This window comes from Corynebacterium sp. H130, assembly GCF_037572395.1.
GTDB lineage: Bacteria > Actinomycetota > Actinomycetes > Mycobacteriales > Mycobacteriaceae > Corynebacterium.
In genome coordinates this window covers 66,641-87,338 of sequence record NZ_JBBHLA010000006.1, presented here as the reverse complement: position 1 = coordinate 87,338, position 20,698 = coordinate 66,641, and the positions used below count along the sequence as shown (strand labels likewise).

The following is a 20,698-nucleotide window of genomic DNA, read 5'->3' as shown; positions in this document are numbered from 1 at the left end:
CAGAGTAAGAGTATCCCAAGGTTTATTGATTCGATACCTGAAAATTCAAGGTTTTTTCGCAGGTTAAAACTACAAAGTTGTAATTTATAAAGTCCTTCGAGACATCCAGCGAATATAGGAATTCTTTCAAAGGGGAGATTCAATAAGAAGTAATTCAATTAACTATAGTTCACCCCCTAAAATTACCCCTTGCTTCACATTGGATAACTTTTTTCACGGAGGGCTTAGAAGATGCCTGCACACAGTTCCCCCATTAAGGTGAAATCATGCACCGCCACGCCCGATTTGTTGCAGCCACGCTTACCATCTTGTCGCTTTCCACCCCCACAGCTCACGCAGCAAGTTCAGCACTCGAAATTGCACCTCAAGACCTCGCTCCAGGAGCGCTGTTCTACCCCATGATCTACCGTCCGATTTTGGGTGTCGGCAGCCAGGACTCGGAACTAACCGTGACGTGGCGCAGCAGCACAATGCAGCCAACTGAGGTGGAACTCACGGATACAATTACGGGCGAAACACACCAGTTTTACGGCACCGAGCGAGATCGTGGTGCCCTTCTATACCGGTCAATGGAAACGACTCTCACCGATTTGAAGCCCGGCCGGACTTATTCCTATCGCATCGGCTCCCCCGAAACGGGCTGGACACAGAGTTCAACATTCACCGCCGACGGCGGGAAAAACATTTGGAATTTCCTTACAGTGAGCGATCCGCAAATCGGCGTGAACTTAAAGAACTCTGAGCAGGGCGCCACCTGGCGATCCACCTTGGACGCAGCAACTCAAGCACATCCCGATGCCGAAATAATCCTCACCTTGGGCGACCAAGTTGACGGATGGGGACCCGCGCAGCCACAGTACGATGAATTCTTCTCTGCTCCGCAGCTACGCTCCTACCCCACCGCCATCATCCCCGGCAATCACGAAACCTACCTGGGCGGAATGCGCCACTTCGACGAGCACTTCACTCTTCCTGGAGCCGAGGATCGCAATTACGCGTTTGTAAAGAACAATGTGCTGTTCATAGCCCTGGATTCCAACCGATCCACCCCGCAGGATATCGCCCGGCACCAGGAGTTTGTGCGGTCAGCCGTCGCGAAGCATAGTGGCGTGGATTGGACGGTGGTGACCATGCACCATGCTCCGTTTTCTCACGGTTCACATACTGCCGACACGGATGTGGTGGCGCTGCGAGAAGGGCTCGCCCCGGTGTTTTCCGAGGCCGGAGTGGACGTGGTCTTAAGTGGCCATGACCATATCTATACGCGCTCGCACCAGATGTCCGGCACCGCTCCGCAAGGGACGGGGCGCGGAGTGGCCGGAGATCGGCTAGCTCACCGCGATGGCGAGACGCTGTACCTCACCACGACAACAGCCGGCGGTGGCAAGTACTACGACTTCCACGATCGCTTCGGCACGTCGCACCCCGGCGCGACAATGGCGAACACAGATCCTGCGCTCGACCAGCCGTGGGCCGCGGTGTGGAATCAGGACTATACCCCGGATTATTTGGCGGTGTCAGTGCGCGCGGACGAGCTCACCTTGCGCACCGTGGACGTCCCAACGGGCGCGCTTATCGACGCCGTCACCCTCGCGAAGCCCTAGTCCCGGCGCAATCGCGCAACGTGCAACGCTAGGTAGGAAACCTCGTCGGCGGTGAGTGGTTCGCCAAGGCGGAGTTCGGCGAGGGCTGCGAGTTGGGCCGCGCGATCCATTGCTTCGGGATAGGACTTGGCCACGGCTTCGCTGACCGCAGCGGGCTCCCCCACGAGCTGCTTGTGTTGGGAGACACGGACGAATAAATAGCGCAGGTGGGTGATGAAGCGGGCGATGCTGATCTCGTCGAGCTCCCGGCCGGTGCCTTCGCGAATGATCTCAATCATTTGCTCAATCAGCCCGGTCATTTTGTAGGTATAGGACAAGTCGCCGCTGGTGAAGCTGGCGTTGACCAGGTGCATCGTGAACGCGACGGCTTCTTCTTCGCCGATGGGTACGCGGAGTTTCGAATTGATGGCGTCCACAAGGGCGCAGCCTTGCCGATATTCCTCCGCGTAGAGTTGCTGGACTTCCTCTTTGAGAGGCATCTCCAGGACTTGGCCTTCGTGGGCGCGTCGAATAGCGCCGCCAACGTGGTCAGCCAGGGCGATGACCAGCGTCAACTTGTCGCGGTGTTCTTGACGCATGCCCGCTTCGACCATCGCTTCGATGATCAGGCGTATGTGTTCGGCGGGGATGAAGGCCAGCATTTCAGCCAAGTGATCGGGGTCGCGGCCGTCCGCTGGGTAAAACACCTTCGCGATTTTCGTCTCGTCAATCCGGTCCCCATGCTTGGCTTGGAACCCAATGCCCCGCCCAGTAACAACAACTTCGCCGCCCTCGCCAGAAGTGGCAAGGACGACGTTGTTGTTGAATATTCGCAAGACACGCATGTTATGCAGTGTACTTAGTTCTCCACTGTTAGTACTTCATCACCTGCGGTTACTGCACCAGAGGCCGCTGGGACAACTCCGGCGAACTTCTTGGTGTTGGTGACGGTCATGATGACGGTGTCGTCGTAGCCAGCGGCACGCACGGCATCGAAATCAACCTTTGCCAGTGGCTGGCCGACGGTGACGCGATCGCCCTTGTGGACGAGCTGCTCGAAGCCTTCGCCCTTCATCTTCACGGTGTCTACACCGATGTGGACAAGAACCTCGACGCCTTCGTCAGTCTTCAGGCCGTATGCGTGGCCGGTCTTCATGGCGGTCACTACGGTGCCTTCAATTGGGGACACCACGGTGGCCTCGGCTGGCTTGATGCCTACGCCATCGCCAAGCGCGCCGGACGCGAATGCTGCATCAGACAGTTCCTTGAGCTGTACGAGCTGGCCGGTTGCTGGGGCTGCCACCGCTGCAACCTTGGTGAGCGTTGCGACGCCACCAGCAGCTGGGGCTACCACAACCTCTTCTTCTTCCACGACTTCGTCTTCGCCATTGATACGAGCGAGCGCCTCAGCCTTCTCTTCTGGAGTGCGGTAGTCAGTGAAGGCAATCAGAGCGAACGCTACGAAGAAGGCGACTGCGATGGAGATCGCGTAGGTCAGCATTGGGCTGAACACTGGGATGGTGAGCAGAGAGGTGAAGACGAATGCGGAGGTCTTCACGCCATCAGATGCCATACCGAGGATTGCGATGGTCAGGCCACCTGCAAAACATCCGACGAGCATGCGTGGGTAGATGCGCTTGAAGCGGAGGTGAATACCGTAGAGGGAAGGCTCGGAGATACCACCGAGGAGGCCAGCGGCCAGTGCGGAAGCGGAGGTCTGACGCATTTCGGTGTCCTTGTCACGGATGGACAGGAAGAGGACACCAGCGGTTGCGCCGAAGCAAGCGAAGTTCCATGCACCCATTGGGCCCTGGATGAAGTCGTAGCCGAGGGTCTGGATGTTGACCAACATCAGGGCGTTGAGTGGCCAGTGCAGGCCGAGTGGCACGAGGAATGGGTAGAGCATTGGGATCAGGATGGCGAACACGAACGGAGCGTGAGAGTTCATCCAGGACAGGCCGATGCCGATTTCGTTGCCGAGCCAAACACCGAATGGGCCGATAAGGAATGCGGTGAGCGGGATCATCACGACGAGGGTGAGGAATGGTACGAAGACCATGTGCACTGCGGAAGGAATGATCTTCTGGAAGAACTTGTAAGCAGCAGCAGCGACAGCAGCCATGATCAGTGGCACGAACACGTTTCCGCCGTAGCCCTGGAGCAGCATTGGCAGACCGAAAATGGTGGCCTTACAGGTGTCGGTGCCCAGTGCCTCGTTGGTGGTGCAGACGGTAGCTGCGTTCTTGGACAGAGACAGGAACTCTGGGGTAAGCAGGGCGAACATGATAGAGCCCGGTACCCAAGGATCGATGCGCAGCTTCTTACCAGCGTTGAAAGCAACCATCACTGGCAGGAAGTAGAAGACTGAGTGCCACATGGCATCGACGAAGACCCAAGAAATTGGCTTGTCGGCGGCGCGGAAGTCAACGATCTTCAGTGCGTCAAGAACGGCGGCAAAGGCGATGATGAGGGAAGCGCCGAGGAGCACGCCGAGGATTGGGCGGAAGGAGTCAGACAAGTACTCGAAGAAAGCATCAAGCCAAGGCAGCTTGCCCTGAGCCTTAGCGCGCTGAGCAGCCTTGACGTCGTCGTTGGACATGGCCTTGGCGCCCTTCATCTCTGGGAGCGCGTTCATGTCGTCGAAGACGGAGGCAACGTCGCCACCGATGACAACCTGGTAGTGGTTGCCGCCCTGAGGAACAGCACCCATAACCTTCTTGATCTTTTCCAGACCAGCCTTGTCAACCTTCTTAACATCATTGAGCTCGAAGCGGAGACGAGTTGCACAGTGAGTGAATGAGGCGATGTTGTCGGCACCGCCGATGCCGTCGAGAATGGCCTTGGCAGTCTCTTGACGAGTCGTGCTCATGTCCATCACTCCTTCTTTTGTGAGCGGGCTGGACCCCTTTGGCTTACCCGAGAAAACAAAAAAGACCTGAGACATCAGGCGCTGAACTAGAAATAGCTCAGAACCTCATGTCTCAGGTCTTGCCTCAAGAAAGTCGTTGAGTAACAACCCTGAATGGTTTGTATGTTCACAAGTTTAGCGCTGTGAGGGCGCTTAGCCAAGCCAACGGATTGTGACTTCGGTCAAGCACTTGTCGTATTAAGTTGGTCGTAAAACCCCTTGTTTTTCGCGGATGTTGTCTCGCGAAACTAGGTTTTACGACCAACTCGTCACGACGCTACCGACAGCGACTTAAGCCTCTGGCTTCACCATTGGGAAGAGCACGGTCTCGCGGATGCCGAGGCCGGTGAGGGCCATCAGCAGGCGGTCAATGCCCATGCCGTTGCCGGAGGTAGGAGGCATACCCTGCTCCATTGCGGTGAGGAAGTCTTCGTCGAGAACCATGGCCTCGTCGTCGCCGCCAGCGGCCAGACGGGCCTGGTCTTCGAAGCGCTCGCGCTGGATGACTGGGTCGACGAGCTCGGAGTAGCCGGTGGCCAGCTCGAAGCCGCGGACATAGAGGTCCCACTTTTCGGTAACGCCCGGCTTGGAGCGGTGCTGGCGAGTAAGAGGAGAGGTTTCGACTGGGAAGTCGCGGACGAAGATTGGGCCGTAGAGCTGGTCTTCGCACAGGTGCTCCCAGATCTCTTCGACGAGCTTGCCGTGTCCCCAACCGCCCTTGGCTGGAACTTCCAAACCAATCACAGCAGCAATCGCCTTGAGTTCCTCCACGGTGGAGTCGATGGTGACCTCTGGCTGGCCAGGGAACTTGCGCTGGAGAGCCTCGTTAAGAGATGGGTACATCTCGATCTGCTTCCATTCGCCACCGAAGTCGTACTTCGTGCCGTCGGCAAGCGTGACCTCAAGGGTGCCGAACACCTCCATGGCCACGGACTGGATGAGGCGCTTGATCAGGTCGGCGCCGTCGTCGTAGGTGCCCCAAGCCTGGTAGGTCTCGAGCATCGCAAATTCTGGGGAGTGGGAGGAGTCGACGCCCTCATTGCGGAAGTTGCGGTTGACCTCGAATACGCGCTCGATGCCACCGACGACGCAGCGCTTGAGGTAAAGCTCAGGGGCGATGCGCAGGTAGAGGTCGATATCGAGGGCGTTGGAGTGGGTCTGGAATGGGCGAGCCGCGGCGCCGCCGTGCAAGGTCTGCAGCATCGGGGTTTCCACTTCAAGGAAGCCTTCGGATTCCAGGAAGTTGCGCAGCGCGCGCATGACCTTGATGCGGATCATGGCGTTGTCGCGGGCAGCCTCGCGCATGATGAGATCCGTGTAGCGGTGACGCACGCGGGAGTCCTCGGACATGTCCGCGAAGGCGACTGGGAGTGGGCGCAGGGACTTTGCTGCCATGCTCCATTCGGAAGCCATGACGGAGAGCTCGCCACGCTTGGAGGCAATGACGCGACCACGGACTGAGACGAAGTCGCCGAGGTCAACGTCGGACTTCCAAGCAGCGAGGCGCTCCTCCCCTACCTCAGCGAGAGAAAGCATGGCCTGGATGCGAGTGCCGTCGCCTTCCTGGATAGACGCGAAGCAGAGCTTGCCGGTGTTACGCACAAAGAGGACGCGACCTGCGATGGCGACGACGTCTTGGGTTTCTTCGCCAACTTCCAGATTCACTGCACCATCAACAGGCTCGACGCCTTCTGCCAAGACGTTGTACTTGGCGCGCACATCCTTGATGGAATGAGTGCGGTCGACAACTACTGGGTACGCTTCGGTACCTTCCTCGAGCAGGCGCGCGCGCTTTTCGCGACGGATGCGCAGCTGCTCTGGGAGGTCTTCGTTCGGGGCAGGAATATTCTGAGAAGTCACGGCTTCTAAGCGTAGTCCATGCCCCTTAAACGGGACTAGCTGACCAGCCAGTCGTTAGGGGAAAACAGCTCGAAGTGAACAGCAGCTGGTTGCTCTTCCAGGTCTGCAATCTGATCGCGGACATTTTGCAGGAAGCCAGTGCCACCACAGAGGTAGACGTCAGCGTCCGAAGGAATGAGACCTGCCACGGACAGGCGCTGGCCCTCGGAGCGGAAGAACTCGTGGTGGTTCTTGGCCAGCTCGAGAGTCTGAGCCCGCTGGGCGTAGGTGTCCACAGACTCGTCGGCGTGCAGCACGACAACCTCGCGGTCAGAGCCCTGCAGCGCTGCCAGCATGCCCACCATAGGAGTGGAACCGATGCCCTGGGAAATCAGGACAACTGGGGTCGTGCCCTCGCGCAGCACCAGGTCACCGGCAGGCAGGGTGATGTCAACCTCGTCACCAACCTTCACTTGGTCGTGCAGGAAGGTGGAGACTTCGCCGTCGCGCTCGATCGCGACTACCCAACGGCCCTTCTCAGCGGAAACGAGCGAGTATTGGCGCAGCTGGCGGGCACCATCTGGGAGGACGACGCCGATGGAGGTGTACTGGCCAGGCAGGGCTTCCGTGAGCGCGTCTGCTTCAAAAGTGAAGAGGGACACGGCGTCGTTAAGCGCCTGCTTCTCGGTGAGGGGGGCGCGGCGGAAGACGTCACCGGCTTCGACGCCGGCGGAATCGTAGAGATCCTTTTCGAACTTGATCAGTACGTCGGCCATGAGCCAGTAGACGGCGTCCCAGGCTTCGGCAACCTCTGGGGTGACGGCGTCGCCGAGGACCTCAACGATCGCTGCGAAGAGGTTATCGTGCACGATCTGGTACTGATCAGCGGTAATGCCGAGCGAGACGTGCTTGTGGCCGATGCGGGAGAGCATCTCGACAGGGTCCGGAGCCTCAGGATCGACCAGCATGGACGCGAACACCGCAATGGACGCCGCCAGGGCCTTTTGCTGCTCGCCCTGCTTTTGATTACCACGGTTGAAGGTGTCCTTGATCAGCTCAGGGTGAGCAGTGAACATCTTGTTGTAGAACAGCGGGGTGATCTCATTAATGTGCGCGCCGACGATCGGCAGGGTGGCCTTGATCGTTGCCTCGTGCTCTGGGCTGAGGTGCGCGGACTTGGTATCAGGGTTGTGGGCCACGAACATGCGGTTGAGCTCCTTTTTGGGGGTCAGGTGGCTACCGGCAGCCCCAGCGCAACGATGGTTTTTTGCTCATTGTCCGCAAGGAGGTCTGCAACGGTGATGTCATCCATCGAAGCGAAGAAGGCTTCTTTGGCAGCAGCAAGACGAAGACGTAGCAGACAGTCGCGGGTGCGATAAGGACATTCCTCGCAGTTGATCACTTCGCCCGGCCCCTCCAGGAGCCGAAGGATATGACCGATGGACATGTCGTGGGCATCCTCGCTGAGGTAGACACCACCGACGCGGCCACGAACGCTGCGGGCGATGCCAAGCTCTGCAAGCTTTGCGACGACCCTAGCTACGTGCGCTTCAGACCCATTGATATCTGCTGCCAGGTTGGCAACAGTGCTGCGCCGGTTCGGTTCAACTGCGAGTCCTTTTTCATACTCACCAAGCCGAAGTACCAGGCGCAGACCCAGGTCAGAGAAGCGCGTCAAGTGCATGGTTCCACCTTACATTAAAGCTGAGTTTCATCTACATGTTTATTTTCGGAGCCTTCCTTAAATGTATCCCGAAGTGGGACATAATTAACAGTTTGTTCACCTTGAGGTCACTCACATTCGACCTTGCTGCAACTCTGCTTATCTAATGTCTTCTGGGCAATAACTCGCCCCATACGAGCAAACCGAAACCTTTAATTGAATTTGGAGGCCCCAAGTGGGACTTAAAGGATTGAACCTGTTTACTTCTAGCCGCACCAAGCAGACGTGTACCTACAAGTGTGGCAACGCATGCTTCGGCGCATGCGCAAACGAGTCCGACAACGAGTACTTCGGCGACATCACCCGTCGTTCCGCACTGAAGGCCGGTGCCGTCACCGTACTGGCTGTTGGTGGCGCTTCCGCGCTCGCAGCGTGCTCCCCTTCCGGCCAGAAGGATTCCGGTTCCGCTGGTTCTTCCTCCTCCGCTAAGGCTGCTCCAGCTAAGTCCCTGAAGGGCATGCAGTTCAAGGCCGTCGAGCCAAACACCAAGACCGAAGTTGTCGTCCCTGAAGGCTACGAGCAGAAGGTCCTGATCGCATGGGGCGACCCAGTGATCGAGGGCGCTCCAGAGTTCGACATCGACAAGCAGACCGCTGAGGCACAGGAAAAGCAGTTCGGCTTCAACTGCGACTTCGCTGGCCTGCTCAAGCACCCATCTGACGACAAGCGCATGGTGTACGTCTGCTCCCACGAGTACACCACCGAGCCAAACATGTTCAAGGGCTACGACGCCAAGAACCCAACCGAAGAGCAGTTCAAGATCGGCCTGGCTGCACACGGCCACACCATCCTCGAAGTCTCCAAGGTTGAGGGCTCCGGCGAGCTCAAGCGCGAGTTCGGCAAGCTCAACCGCCGCATCACCGCTACCACCCCATTCAAGGTCACTGGCCCAGCTGCTGGCTCCGACCTGCTCAAGACCGCTGCTGACCCAGAGGGCAAGACCGTCCTGGGCACCCTGAACAACTGCTCCGGTGGCCTGACCCCTTGGGGCACCATGCTCTCCGGCGAAGAGAACTTCGACCAGTACTTTGGCAACGCCGACAACCTCTCTGACGAGGACGCCAAGAAGAAGCTCAAGCGCTTCGGCATCAAGGGTACCGAGACCGAGCGTAAGTGGGAGCGTTTCGACGACCGCTTCGACGTCTCCAAGACCCCTAACGAGCCAAACCGCTTCGGCTGGCTCGTCGAGATCGACCCAATGGACCCAACCTCCACCCCGGTCAAGCACACCGCTGTCGGCCGCTACAAGCACGAGGCTGGCAACATCCACATCACCAAGGACGGCACCGTCGTGTGCTACTCCGGCGATGACGAGCGCAATGACTACCTCTACAAGTTCGTCTCCACCCGCAAGTTCAAGGAAGGCGACAAGGAAAACAACCTCAAGATCCTGGACGAGGGCACCCTTTACGTCGCACAGTTCGAGGGCAACTCCCCTAAGGAAGAAATCGACGGCTCCGGCGCACTGCCAAAGGACGGCGCTTTCGACGGCAAGGGCAAGTGGATCAAGCTGCTGACCGCCAAGGAAGACGGCTCCGCAGAGTCCCACGTTGAGGGCATGAAGGCTGACGAAGTTGCAGTCTGGACCCGTATCGCAGCTGACAAGGTCAAGGCAACCAAGATGGACCGCCCAGAGGACGTCGAGGTCTCCCCAAAGACCGGCCTGGTCTATGTCGCACTGACCAACAACAAGTACCGCGGTGCTGTCGAGGACGGCAAGAACTACCCAGGCGTCGAAGAAGTCGCACCAGTGAAGGAAAACAAGAACGGCCTCGTCCTGGAGATGGACGACGACCACGCCGGCGAATCCTTCTCCTGGAACCTGCTGCTCGTCTGTGGCGATCCGAAGGAGGCATACACCTACTTCGGCGGCTTCGACAAGACCAAGGTCTCCCCAATCTCCTGCCCAGACAACATTGCCTTCGACACCCACGGCAACCTGTGGATCTCCACCGACGGCAACGCCCTCAAGTCCAACGACGGCCTCTACGCATGTGCCGTTGAAGGCGAAAACCGCGGTGAACTCAAGTGCTTCCTCACCGTTCCAAAGGGCGCCGAGACCTGCGGCCCAATCGTCACCGACGAGCGCGTCCTGGTCAACGTTCAGCACCCAGGCGAAGGCGACGACGCCTCCGCCGACAAGCCAGCAATGCACTGGCCAGACGGTGGCAACTCTGTTCCACGTCCAGCAGTTGTCGTTGTATGGCCTAAGAAGGGCCAGGTTGGCGTAGACGCCTAAACCTGCTTGCTCTTAAGGGGCTTTTGGGGGCGCGTCCGAGTGGGTGCGCCCCCTTTTGGCGTTCTTTGGGCTGCTTCGCCAGGACGATAATCCCCGTTAGATAATGGGCCTGTAGCACTCTTGAAGTGGCCAATATCTAAGGCGGATTATCGCCCTCGCGTAGCGAGTCCCTAGTAAACCCCACCCAACCGATCGACAAGGTCCTTCACTGCCTCGGATGTAACTGAAGATAGGGCTTTGTATCGCAGCTTGCGGGCCTGCGCCAGGTATTCGAGTGCCTGGGCCAATGCTTCCCTTTCCTCGGCTGGAATGATGACGGGATTTCCGTGTAGCTCGGAAATGAGCACGCTCGCGACAGTAGCGGCGATTTCGTCGTTGGTTTCGACGATAATGTCCCCGTTGTACAGGCGGTGCATCGCTATTCCAACTGCTGGAAGCTCGATCAGTGGCGCAGCCCCGATTTCGAGGGCGGTGTGTATGACGATCTGATTGGCGGAAAGATGCTCTTCTAGGCGTGAAATGGCGTCGGGGAGGTCATCGGCAGAAACTCGTAGCAATACTGCGGAATAAGCGGATACATCCTGCCATTCGACGGGCCAGTGGACTCGGTGCCCCGCCTTGACCAGGGCAGATTCGAGGGCGTCTGCGTTGGGGTTAGTGCCGATTGCTGCGAAGTCGAGTCGGGGCGCAGTCACTAGCTGTTCTTCTTGAGGTTTGCCAGCAGCTCGGCAACAGAAATGGCGCCTTCGTTTTCGTCGCGACGACGGCGACCATGGGAAGGTCGCTCTTCCTGCGCAACAGGGGCAGGCTCAGGTTCAGGCTCAGGCTCAAAAACAGGTTCCGGTTCCTTTTCGGTGCCAGCAGTCAGATCAACTACGGCAAAGGATCCGGTATCGAAGCGATCAGCGCCGGACTCTTCTACGACCTCTACCTCTTCAACTGGTTCGTGAACAGCAGCGGCGGCCTTCTCCGTGACGGTTTCCAGCTCTCGGATGCGGGAGGCTTCTGCGGTGAGGGTTGCTGGGGCGTAAGTCAGGTCGCGACCGGAGAGCTCTTCCAGGTGTTCGCGGAGTTCAGCGAGCTGCTGGCGGATTTCGCGGAGCAGTTCGGTGTCTTGAGCGGATGCTTCGACAGCCTTTTGGCTCGCCAGTTCCGCCTGCTCAGCACGCAGCTCTGCTTCCAGAGCGTGAAGTTGTTGCTCGGAGCGCTCGCGCTCTTCAGTAGCAAGTCGGCGGTACTTCGCCACCAAGAACAGGCCAATGAATGCCGCCCAGAGGGCTGCCAACACGGCGATCTTCATCGCGGTCGCGCTGTTGGAGAACAGCATGACCACGCTCGCTACCACGGCGAGAACCACTAGCACCACCAGCATGATTTGGGATTTGTCGATGCCCGATTCAGCGGTGGTGTCGTCCTGGAACTGCGTCTGTGCCTCGTCGCTCATGGTTACATAATGTACCTGCTAGGCAGGCTCTGCGTCGGTAGGCGGTGGGGTTTCGCAGTGTCGTTCTAGATAAATACCCGCAGCGCTCAGTGCGATTCCGCCCAATGCGGAGGCGATGACGCCCGGCGTGTCCTCGGCTGCGGCAGCAAGCTGACCATAGTGTGGCAGCACGTACATTGCCATGCCGGCGTAAGCCCCACCTACCAGGGCACCGGTCCATGCCGAAGCTTTCGCGATCACCAAGTATTGCGCGGCCCGCAGCGGGCTGAGCTGGGAGCGATCCATCCCGATTGCGCCGCGTTCCTTCCGGTCCTTCATCGTGGCGGCGAGAAATACGCACACGGCAGCCAGTATCCACAGCATCAGCGAAGCACCTGGCGAGGGGGAAACAAGTTCGCCGTAAAAACCCCACGTCAAAATCGCAGCTGCGCACGCAACGAAGACAAAGGCTCCGACAAGAACTCCGACCGAAGTTTGCTTCATCAGAACTCCCCCACCTTTTTCACCTCGGCGGTATACATGCCACCAACCAGGTCAGCGACAGCCACGTCTCCCAGGGTCGCCGAAGGATCGGCTTCCAGCCACGGCACGAGGACGAACGCCCGCTCGTGGGCGTAGGGATGGGGCAAGGTGAGCACGGGGTCATCGGAGCGAACTTCGATGCCGTCGATAAGGCAGTGCACGATGTCGACGTCCAGGGTGCGCGGCCCCCACCGCACTTCTCGACGCCTATCGGCCGCGTTCTCTACCTCGTGCGCGGCGTCCAGCAGTTGGCGAGGAGTGCGGTCGGTGTCGATGATGAGGATCGCGTTGAGGAAATCGTTCTGGGAGACCGGCCCCCAAGGCGGCGTGGCATAAATGCTGGAGGCGACGACGAGTTCTGGCTGGAAGTAGTCGTAGGCGCTGCGCAGCAGGGCCTCGCGATTGTCCATGTTTGAACCGATGGAAAGCACAGCGCGCACGTTCTACCTCCGGTTGCGGGAGCGACGCGCTACTACAGCGACGTCGGCGAAAGTCAGAGGGATCGGGGCCGATGGCTTGTGGATCGTGATTTCCACGGCGTGGAGAAAGTCGTAGCGATCCATTACCGTGTCGGCGATTTCGGTGGCCACGGTTTCGATGAGGTCGCGTGGCTCGCCGGTGACGATGGTATGAATCAGTTCGGCCAGCTCGGCGTAGTTGAGTGTGAGCGTGAGATCGTCGGAGGCGGCGGCGGGGGCGCAATCGAGCCAGCATGTGGCGTCGACGTAGAAGTGCTGCCCGGCTTCCTTCTCGGAGTCAAGAACGCCGTGGTAGCCAAAGCATTCGAGGCCCTTGAGCTCGATACGATCCGCCATGTCACTCCCCTGCATTCCAGCGCGCGGCCACGTCCACTGCGTCGCGCGAAACCCCAACCTCGTGCACGCGCACGCACCAGGCGCCCATTTGGGCAGAAATGGCGGTGACGGCTGCCGTGGCAGGGTCGGCCTCTACTGGCGAGGCTAGTTCGATCCCGCGGTCCTGGCGAATTCCCGCGAGGAAACGCTTGCGGGACGCACCGACCAAGATCGGATAGTCGCCCGCCACGAACTCGGGCAACGCCTTCAGCAACGCCCAGTTGTCGGCGGCAGACTTGGCAAAGCCAAGGCCCGGATCAAGAGTGATCTGGTCTTCCTTCACACCGGCTTTCAGGGCGTTGTCGACCAGCACCTTGAACACGTTGTGCACGTCCTCGACAACGTCTCCGCTGGTGTGGGCTGTACCGGCGGCGTCGCCGAAGCGCACGGTCTTCCAGTGCATGAGGCACACAGGCAGGTCAGTGTCTGCCATGACGCGATACATGTCGGGATCAGCGAGGCCACCGGAGACGTCGTTAAGCAAGGAGACGCCTGCATCAGCGGCGGCGAGCGCGACGGATGCCCGCATGGTGTCCACGGATGTGCGGATGCCGTCGGCGGCGAGGGCCTTGATCACTGGCACCACGCGATCGCGCTCCACCTCGGCATCGACGCGGGTGGCGCCCGGGCGGGTTGATTCGCCGCCGATGTCGATGATGTCCGCGCCTGCCGCGATCAGCTCGTGCGCGTGGGCAATTGCCTTGTCGACGTCAATGTAGCGACCACCGTCAGAAAAGGAATCCTCCGTCACGTTCACAATTCCCATGACCGCGCAGCGGCCCGGAATGGTGAGATCGGCGACTCGCATTATGCACCTCGAATCAGGCTGAGGACTTCCGCGCGCGATGCAGCGCTGGTCTGGAAACCACCGCGGACTGCGGAAGTGGTGGTGACGGCGCCCGGCTTGCGGATGCCACGCATCGCCATGCACAGGTGCTCGCACTCAATCACGACTATGACGGCGTGCGCACCGAGCTTGTCGACGAGAGCGTCCGCCACCTGCGAAGTCAGGCGCTCCTGCACCTGTGGTCGCTTGGCATACAGATCAACCAGGCGAGCAAGCTTGGACAGGCCAGTGACCTTGCCGTCCTTGCCCGGAATGTAGCCGATGTGGGCCTTGCCGAAGAACGGCACCAAGTGGTGTTCGCAGGTGGAGTAGATCGGAATATCGCGGACAAGGACGAGTTCGCGATGGTCCTCGGAGAAGGTCTTGGACAACACTTCAGTAGGGTCTACGTGCAGGCCAGAGAACACTTCCTGGTAGGCCCGGGCTACACGGGCTGGGGTTTCCTTCAGGCCTTCGCGGTCTGGGTCCTCGCCTACCGCGATCAGCAGCTCACGCACTGCGGCTTCGGCGCGCGCTTGGTCGAACTGTGGATTAGTCATCCTTGTTGTCCTCGCGCTCCTTGTGGTCAGGCTGCTCATTGTCTGGCAGGCGGAAACCGATTTCCTCTGTTGGGGCTGCGCTTGGCGCCTGGTGCTTAGGGCCTTGAGGGGCAGGCTGCGCATCAGGTGCATAGTTGCTCATGCCTGGGTGCTGCTGCGCCTGCTGTGCGTATGGGTTGTTGGCATCGTTGCGCGGAGGCCAGCCTGGGGCAGACCAGTCGGCAGGTGGCGGGGTGCCACCATAGGTTGGGGCCTGGACGTCCGGCTGCTGTGGAGCTACCGGCACAGCGTTGCCCTGTGGGAGCTTGCCCTGTGCCTCGAGTTCCTTCTGGCGCTTTTCACGCGCAGCGCGGGAAGCCTCGAGAATGGAGAAGCGCTTAGGTGGTTCCTCGCCGCGCTCAATAGCGAGCTCAACTGGGGTCTTTACTGGCTCGAAGCCGATCTGGGCCGGGAAGTTTGCGGTTTCGCCAGGGAATACTTCCAGGGCGTCGCGAGGCTCAAGTCCCTCGAAGATCACCTCGAGGTCTGGGCGACGCAGGGTTTCCTTCTCCAGGAGCTTCTCGGCCAGCTTGTCCAGGTAGTGGCGGTTTTCGCGCAGGATGTCGTAGGCGACTTGGTGAGCCTTGTTCACCAGGTAGCGGGTCTGCTCATCGATGGTTGCCTGGACGGACTCGGAAGGATCGAAGATTCCGCCGCCACCGCGGCCAGAGAATGGATCGCCCTGCTCTTCGCCGTACTTGACGGTGCCGATTTCCGGGCTCATGCCGTACTCGGTGATCATCGCGCGGGCGATGCGGGTGGCCTGCTCGATGTCGTTGGATGCGCCGGTGGTTGGTGCGCCGAACACGAGTTCTTCAGCGGAGCGTCCGCCCATGGCGAAGACAATGCGCGCGAAGAGTTCGTCGCGGGTGTACATGCCCTTGTCATCTTCCTGGGCGGTCATGGCGAAACCACCAGTCTTGCCACGGGCCAGGATGGTGACCTTGTAGATGGACTCGATGTTCTTCATGCCCCACGCAGCGATGGTGTGGCCACCCTCGTGGTAGGCCGTCACCTTCTTTTCGTGCTCGGAGATGACCTTGGAAGAACGACGCGGACCACCGATGACGCGGTCGGTCGCTTCCTCCAATGCGTCGGCAGTAATCACATTGCCACCAACGCGAGCGGTGAGCAGCGCGGCCTCGTTGAGGACGTTCGCTAGGTCAGCGCCGGACATACCTGCGGTGCGCTTAGCCAGCGCGGTGATGTCCACGTCCTTGGCAAACGGCTTGCCCTTGGAGTGCACCTTCAGGATCGCCTCACGGCCCTTGAAGTCAGGGTTCGTCACAGGAATCTGGCGGTCAAAGCGGCCAGGGCGCAGCAGTGCTGGGTCCAGGATGTCTGGGCGGTTCGTGGCTGCCATGAGGATGACGCCCTGGCGATCACCGAAACCGTCCATTTCCACGAGTAGCTGGTTCAGGGTCTGCTCACGCTCATCGTGGCCACCGCCCATGCCGGCGCCACGCTGGCGACCGACGGCGTCGATCTCATCGACGAAGATGATGCACGGGCTGTTTTCCTTCGCCTGCTTGAACAGGTCGCGCACGCGAGATGCGCCCACGCCGACGAACATCTCCACGAAATCAGAGCCGGAGATGGAGTAGAACGGAACGCCAGCTTCACCTGCGACGGCACGAGCCAGCAGAGTCTTACCGGTGCCCGGAGGGCCGTACAGCAGTACGCCGCGTGGGATCTTGGCGCCCAGCGCCTCGTAGCGAGAAGGGTCCTGCAGGAAGTCCTTGATTTCCTGCAGCTCATCGACGGCCTCGTCCGCGCCAGCTACGTCCGCGAACGTATTCGTCGGCATGTCCTTCGTGAGCTCCTTGGCACGGGAACCACCGAAGCCAAACATGCCCATTCCGCCACCCTGCATGCGGGTCATCACGAACATGATGAGGGCGAAGAACAGCAGCATCGGCAGGAGCAACTGCACCATAGAACCGAGGAAGGTGTCCCTGGTGACCTTGGTGTTGTACTTCTCGGCCTCAGACTGGGAGACCTTGTCAAAGATCACTGGCGCGGTGCGGGCCGGGTAATCGGCGATGACCTTGGATACGCCTTCGCGTTCTTCGACCTTGATGGGCTCTTTCAGTTCCAGGCGGACGCGCTGCTCGCGGTCGTCGATACGCGCTTCTTTGACGTTTTTGGCATCGAGCTGCTGGAGCGCGATGCTGGTGTCGACTTTCTGGAAGCCACGGGAATCGCTGGTCAGCAGGGTGATGCTGAACATTGCGATCAGGAAGATCGCGGCGATGGCGCCGTATCGAAGCAGTTTCTTGTTATCCATCGATTACCGGCGGACCCTTTCACTTTTGAACATTTTCTTCTTTGCACAACGAACGACCACGGGCAAAAAGTTCCCGTGGTCGAAGGGGTGCTGACTAGTTGGAGTAGACGCGAGGGTGCAGCGTGCCGACGAACGGCAGATCGCGATAACGCTCGGCGTAGTCGAGCCCGTAGCCAATGACGAACTCATTAGGGATCTCAAAGCCGACGTCGAACAGGTCAACCTTCGCCTTCACAGCCTCAGGCTTGCGGAGCAGGGACACTACCTCGAGGGACTTTGGATTACGGTTCTGCAGATTCTTGATCAGCCAGGAAAGAGTCAGGCCAGAATCGATGATGTCCTCGACAATGATGACGTTGCGGCCTTCAATGTCGCGATCCAAATCCTTCAGGATGCGCACCACGCCAGAAGAGCTAGTGGAATTGCCGTAAGAGGACACAGCCATGAACTCCATCTGGCTAGGAATAGACAGCGCACGCGCGAAATCCGTCAAGAACAGCGCAGCTCCCTTGAGCACGCACACAAGGATCAGATCTTCATCCTCATCCTTATATGCCTCCGACACCTTGTCAGCGAGCTCCTGGATACGGGTGTGAAGCGTGACCTCATCAATCAGGACAGCTTCGACATCTTCTCCGTAGCGGTTGGCGGGAACGTTGAAGTCCTTCTTATCGTGCATGTCAGTCCTAGCGTATGGAACGAACAATAGTTATCTGCCAGCTTGCCACTTTTTACCCCAAAGCACCAAGAATTCTCGCTTAAAGCAATTTCAGGGTGCAGATTTACGGTTGTTGCAGAATCTGCACCCTCCAAAGCACCCCAAAGTACCGTTTTCCTGAATATCAGGGTGCAGATTTGTGGCCGGCACAGAATCTGCACCCTCCAAAGCACCAAAACTCACGAAATCACGCATTACAGGGTGCAGATTCGCGACCTAAACAAAATCTGCACCCTCCAAAGCACCTCAAGGCACCGTTTTCCCCAATAGCAGGGTGCAGATTTACGGTTGTTGCAGAATCTGCACCCTCCAAAGCATCAAAACTCACGAAATCACGCATTACAGGGTGCAGATTCCCGACCTAAACAAAATCTGCACCCTCCAAAGCACCAAAACCCACAGAATCCAGCACTTACAGGGTGCAGATTCGGCTAACGCTCACTCAACAACCAGCTGGTCCCCTAGGCGTTTGAGCCACACTCGTTTTCCTGCGGTTCCGCCGATCGCGACTGGCCCTTGCCCTTTCCAGTTGGTGATGAGCTGTTCAATGGCACTGATCGAGGCATGGGAAGGGCTGCAGTTGGCGTCGAGAAGCTTGGCGGCGATGCTCGCACTTCGGACGGCGGGGTGCATTGCGGCGAGTTCGGGAACGGTTGCGTTTGGGTTGGCGAGGGAGTCGAGGAGGTCGGCGCTAAGCGCGGCGCGGGAGGCGGCGAGTGCGAGGGCGGGTACGGCGGGGCCGTCGTTGATGTCTTCGAGGAGTGGGATCGCGCGCTGGCGGATCGCTACGCGACGAAAATCCATTGCCTCATTATGCGGGTCATCCCAGGGCTCAACTCCCAGCTCATCGCACGCGAGGCGGGTGTCGGTGCGGCGCACGCTGAGCAGTGGCCGGACCAGTGGCGTGTCATCCCAATTAGATACGGCGAGCATTCCGGTGGGATTGCCTCTTAAGGCTCCGAGCAGGTAGGTTTCCGCCTGGTCATCCATGGTGTGCGCGGTCCAGATGGGATGTCTGAAAGAGGCGAGGGCTTCGTAGCGCGCTTGCCTGGCTGCAGCCTCCATCCCGCTGGAACCGGTAACACGAACGGTAACGATTTCCGCAAGTGCTCCCCACTGAATTGCCTGCTCAGCTGCGGTAGCAGCGACACTGGCTGACCCCGGCTGGAGCCCATGGTCAACCACGACTGCTGTGACCGGCACGTTTTCCACGAGGGCTGCCGCCACGAGCGCTAGAGAATCGGCACCTCCGGACAATCCAATGGTCACTGGTTCGTCGGTAGCGTAGGCACGCACAGCCACGCGCAGCTTTAGGAAGGCCGGACTGTGGCGCGGGTAGTTGACTGGCATTAGCGCAGGGTGGAGACGAAATCGTCGAGCCCGGCGCGAGCTGCGAGGATCTCGGAGTCGTTGGAGAGCAGGGCGAAGGTATAGGTGTTTCCGTCAGCGGCCGTTACGGTGCCGGCGAGGGCGGAAACGCCAGTGAGGGTGCCGGTCTTGGCGCGTACCCAGCCTTGGCCAGGGAGGTCATGGTAGCGGCCTTCGAGGGTGCCGTTGGCCGCAGCGATCGGAAGAGTGTCGAGGAGCGGGCGCAACTTTGCGTCGCGGGTGGCGCGGTCGAGGATGTCGCAGAGCAGGCGCGGGGTGTTGTAGTTGGTTTCGGAAAGGCCCGAGTTGTCTTTCAGGTCCAGTCCGGTGAGGTCAAAGCCTGCCTCTTTCAGCGCATCTTGGGTTGCCTGAACTGCAGCTCCAACGGTGTTTCCGGTGCCGCGTTTGAGCGCTACTTCCCTGCCGATCGCTTCGGCCATGACGTTGTCGGAGTCTTCCATCATGGTTTCCAGGCGCTGCCACAGTGGCTCGGACTTCACGGAAGCAACAACTTCGGCGCCCTGGGGCGCGGTGCCGGTGCCAGAATTTGCGCCCAGTCGTTTGGCCAGCGCAGCCGCGACATCCGCAGCTGGAGTGGTGGACCTGGGCAGGTCGCCACGAGTGCCACCAATTCGGCCGCCGTACAGCATCGCGGGTTCCATCGGTGCGATGAAACCTGCACCAATGTTTTCCTTGCCCCAGCTTTCCAGGAAGGTGTCATTTGACCAGACTGAAGTATCGATGAGCACGGTATCCGCCGTGCCGATCTGTTGGGCAAGCGAATCGAGTTGCTTGTCCGTCATCATCACATCGCCCGCCGCCCGAATAACCACGGTCCCGGGCTCGGTGCGCACAACCTGCGTCTCGATGCGATCGTCAAGGTCCAGTGTGAGCAGCGCAGCCGCTGCGGTGAGAACCTTCGTGGTGGACGCCGGCTTGGCCGGATCGCTCGCGCCCCGCTCCCAGACAACGTTGCCGGAAGGATCCCGCACCACACCGCTCAACTTGCCGAGCCGTGGGTCCGCCGCTGCAGCGTCCAACCGCGCACGCAGCTTCTCGACGTCCGCCGGCTGCCCCACCACAGGAGAAAATTCCCTGGTTGCTTGGGGTAACTGAGCAGGGGGAGCTATTTCGGGTTGGGTGTTCAGGACTGCTGCCGTCGCTAAGCCAGCAACGCTCGTGGCCGTCACGACGACCGCAGTGATCCACCCAACCTTTTTGAACACCCCACTAGGTTACTATGAATGGTGTAAAAACCGACGCAAGCTTAGGAGCGCGCATGAGCATTGAAGTAACCATCGAGATCCCAAAGGGCTCCCGCAACAAGTACGAAGTTGACCACGAGACCGGCAAGGTTTACCTGGACCGCTACCTGTTCACCCCAATGGCATACCCGCTGGACTACGGCTTCATCGACCACACCCTCGGCGAAGACGGCGACCCACTCGACGCACTGGTCATCCTGCCTGAGCCAGTGTTCCCTGGCGTGATCGTCAAGGCTCGCCCACTCGGCGTGTTCAAGATGACCGACGAGGCTGGCGGCGACGACAAGCTCCTCTGCGTCATCGACGACGTCCGCTGGAACCACCTCCAGGACATCTCCGATGTCTCTGACTTCATGAAGGACGAGATCGAGCACTTCTTCGTTCACTACAAGGACCTCGAGCCAAACAAGGAAGTCACCGGCTCTGGCTGGGGCGACAAGGCTGAGGCAGAGAAGATCCTCGAAGAGGCCATCGCTCGCTTCAAGTAAATAAGCACTGCAAAAGGCTCCGTTTCCTTGGCGAA

Annotated in this window: 19 protein-coding genes; 3 read left to right on the top strand and 16 right to left on the bottom strand. The window is 59.5% G+C overall.

All coding sequences use genetic code 11. The features are described 5' to 3' along the window. Nucleotides 1-266: 266 nt before the first annotated feature. Entirely contained in the window at nt 267-1,604 is a 1,338-nt protein-coding gene (locus WG939_RS11555) for a metallophosphoesterase family protein (RefSeq protein ID WP_339985951.1), read from the top strand. Here WG939_RS11555 and WG939_RS11550 read toward each other — a convergent pair. From WG939_RS11550 to WG939_RS11530, 5 genes are all read right to left on the bottom strand, one after another. Further along, nucleotides 1,601-2,428 (bottom strand): PRD domain-containing protein, encoded by an 828-nt coding sequence (locus tag WG939_RS11550; protein WP_339985949.1) that lies wholly within the window; start codon nt 2,426-2,428, stop codon nt 1,601-1,603. The two genes, WG939_RS11555 and WG939_RS11550, sit on opposite strands and share 4 nt — an antisense overlap. A gap of 14 nt (nt 2,429-2,442) precedes the next feature. After that, entirely contained in the window at nt 2,443-4,452 is a 2,010-nt protein-coding gene (locus WG939_RS11545; RefSeq protein WP_339985947.1) for a glucose PTS transporter subunit IIA, read from the bottom strand. 330 nt (nt 4,453-4,782) lie between these two features. Then, nucleotides 4,783-6,351, bottom strand: coding sequence for a lysine--tRNA ligase (lysS, locus tag WG939_RS11540; RefSeq protein ID WP_339985944.1), 1,569 nt, complete (start codon nt 6,349-6,351; stop codon nt 4,783-4,785). 35 nt (nt 6,352-6,386) lie between these two features. Then, a complete protein-coding gene (locus tag WG939_RS11535; RefSeq protein ID WP_339985942.1) occupies nt 6,387-7,535 on the bottom strand; it encodes a globin domain-containing protein in 1,149 nt (382 codons plus the stop codon). A 23-nt stretch (nt 7,536-7,558) separates the two neighbouring features. Next, complete coding sequence (locus WG939_RS11530; RefSeq protein WP_339985940.1) at nt 7,559-8,014, bottom strand: RrF2 family transcriptional regulator; 456 nt, start codon at nt 8,012-8,014, stop codon at nt 7,559-7,561. 214 nt (nt 8,015-8,228) lie between these two features. Here WG939_RS11530 and WG939_RS11525 point away from each other — a divergent pair, with 214 nt between their 5' ends. Beyond that, complete coding sequence (locus WG939_RS11525) at nt 8,229-10,292, top strand: PhoX family protein (protein WP_339985938.1); 2,064 nt, start codon at nt 8,229-8,231, stop codon at nt 10,290-10,292. A gap of 170 nt (nt 10,293-10,462) precedes the next feature. On the opposite strand, the gene WG939_RS11520 is transcribed toward WG939_RS11525, so the two are convergent. From WG939_RS11520 to dacB, 11 genes are all read right to left on the bottom strand, one after another. Continuing rightward, nucleotides 10,463-10,987, bottom strand: a complete 525-nt coding sequence (locus WG939_RS11520) for a hypothetical protein (RefSeq protein WP_339985936.1) — start codon at nt 10,985-10,987, stop codon at nt 10,463-10,465. Then, on the bottom strand, nt 10,987-11,736 hold the full coding sequence (locus WG939_RS11515) for a DUF6779 domain-containing protein (RefSeq protein ID WP_339985934.1): 750 nt from the start codon (nt 11,734-11,736) through the stop codon (nt 10,987-10,989). Before WG939_RS11515 ends, WG939_RS11520 begins: the two co-directional genes overlap by 1 nt. Nucleotides 11,737-11,754: 18 nt before the next feature. Beyond that, nucleotides 11,755-12,219 carry a DUF3180 domain-containing protein gene (locus WG939_RS11510; protein ID WP_339985931.1) on the bottom strand — a complete coding sequence of 155 codons (465 nt, stop codon included), beginning with the start codon at nt 12,217-12,219 and terminating at the stop codon, nt 11,755-11,757. After that, nucleotides 12,219-12,698: a 2-amino-4-hydroxy-6-hydroxymethyldihydropteridine diphosphokinase gene (gene folK, locus WG939_RS11505; RefSeq protein ID WP_339985929.1), complete on the bottom strand. Its 480-nt coding sequence runs from the start codon at nt 12,696-12,698 to the stop codon at nt 12,219-12,221. The genes WG939_RS11510 and folK overlap by 1 nt, the downstream gene beginning before the upstream one ends. A gap of 3 nt (nt 12,699-12,701) precedes the next feature. Beyond that, nucleotides 12,702-13,073 carry a dihydroneopterin aldolase gene (folB, locus tag WG939_RS11500; protein ID WP_339985927.1) on the bottom strand — a complete coding sequence of 124 codons (372 nt, stop codon included), beginning with the start codon at nt 13,071-13,073 and terminating at the stop codon, nt 12,702-12,704. A 1-nt stretch (nt 13,074) separates the two neighbouring features. Further along, nucleotides 13,075-13,920: a dihydropteroate synthase gene (gene folP / locus WG939_RS11495; RefSeq protein ID WP_339985925.1), complete on the bottom strand. Its 846-nt coding sequence runs from the start codon at nt 13,918-13,920 to the stop codon at nt 13,075-13,077. After that, entirely contained in the window at nt 13,920-14,498 is a 579-nt protein-coding gene (gene folE / locus WG939_RS11490; RefSeq protein ID WP_339985923.1) for a GTP cyclohydrolase I FolE, read from the bottom strand. The genes folP and folE overlap by 1 nt, the downstream gene beginning before the upstream one ends. Then, on the bottom strand, nt 14,491-16,824 hold the full coding sequence (ftsH, locus tag WG939_RS11485) for an ATP-dependent zinc metalloprotease FtsH (protein ID WP_339985921.1): 2,334 nt from the start codon (nt 16,822-16,824) through the stop codon (nt 14,491-14,493). The genes folE and ftsH overlap by 8 nt, the downstream gene beginning before the upstream one ends. Nucleotides 16,825-16,918: 94 nt before the next feature. Further along, nucleotides 16,919-17,503, bottom strand: coding sequence for a hypoxanthine phosphoribosyltransferase (gene hpt / locus WG939_RS11480; RefSeq protein WP_339985919.1), 585 nt, complete (start codon nt 17,501-17,503; stop codon nt 16,919-16,921). A 477-nt stretch (nt 17,504-17,980) separates the two neighbouring features. Then, entirely contained in the window at nt 17,981-18,892 is a 912-nt protein-coding gene (tilS, locus tag WG939_RS11475; RefSeq protein WP_339985917.1) for a tRNA lysidine(34) synthetase TilS, read from the bottom strand. Beyond that, a complete protein-coding gene (gene dacB, locus WG939_RS11470) occupies nt 18,892-20,136 on the bottom strand; it encodes a D-alanyl-D-alanine carboxypeptidase/D-alanyl-D-alanine endopeptidase (RefSeq protein WP_339985915.1) in 1,245 nt (414 codons plus the stop codon). Before dacB ends, tilS begins: the two co-directional genes overlap by 1 nt. A 53-nt stretch (nt 20,137-20,189) precedes the next feature. Between dacB and WG939_RS11465 the strand changes: the two genes are divergently transcribed. Beyond that, nucleotides 20,190-20,663, top strand: coding sequence for an inorganic diphosphatase (locus WG939_RS11465; RefSeq protein WP_339985913.1), 474 nt, complete (start codon nt 20,190-20,192; stop codon nt 20,661-20,663). Nucleotides 20,664-20,698: the final 35 nt, after the last annotated feature.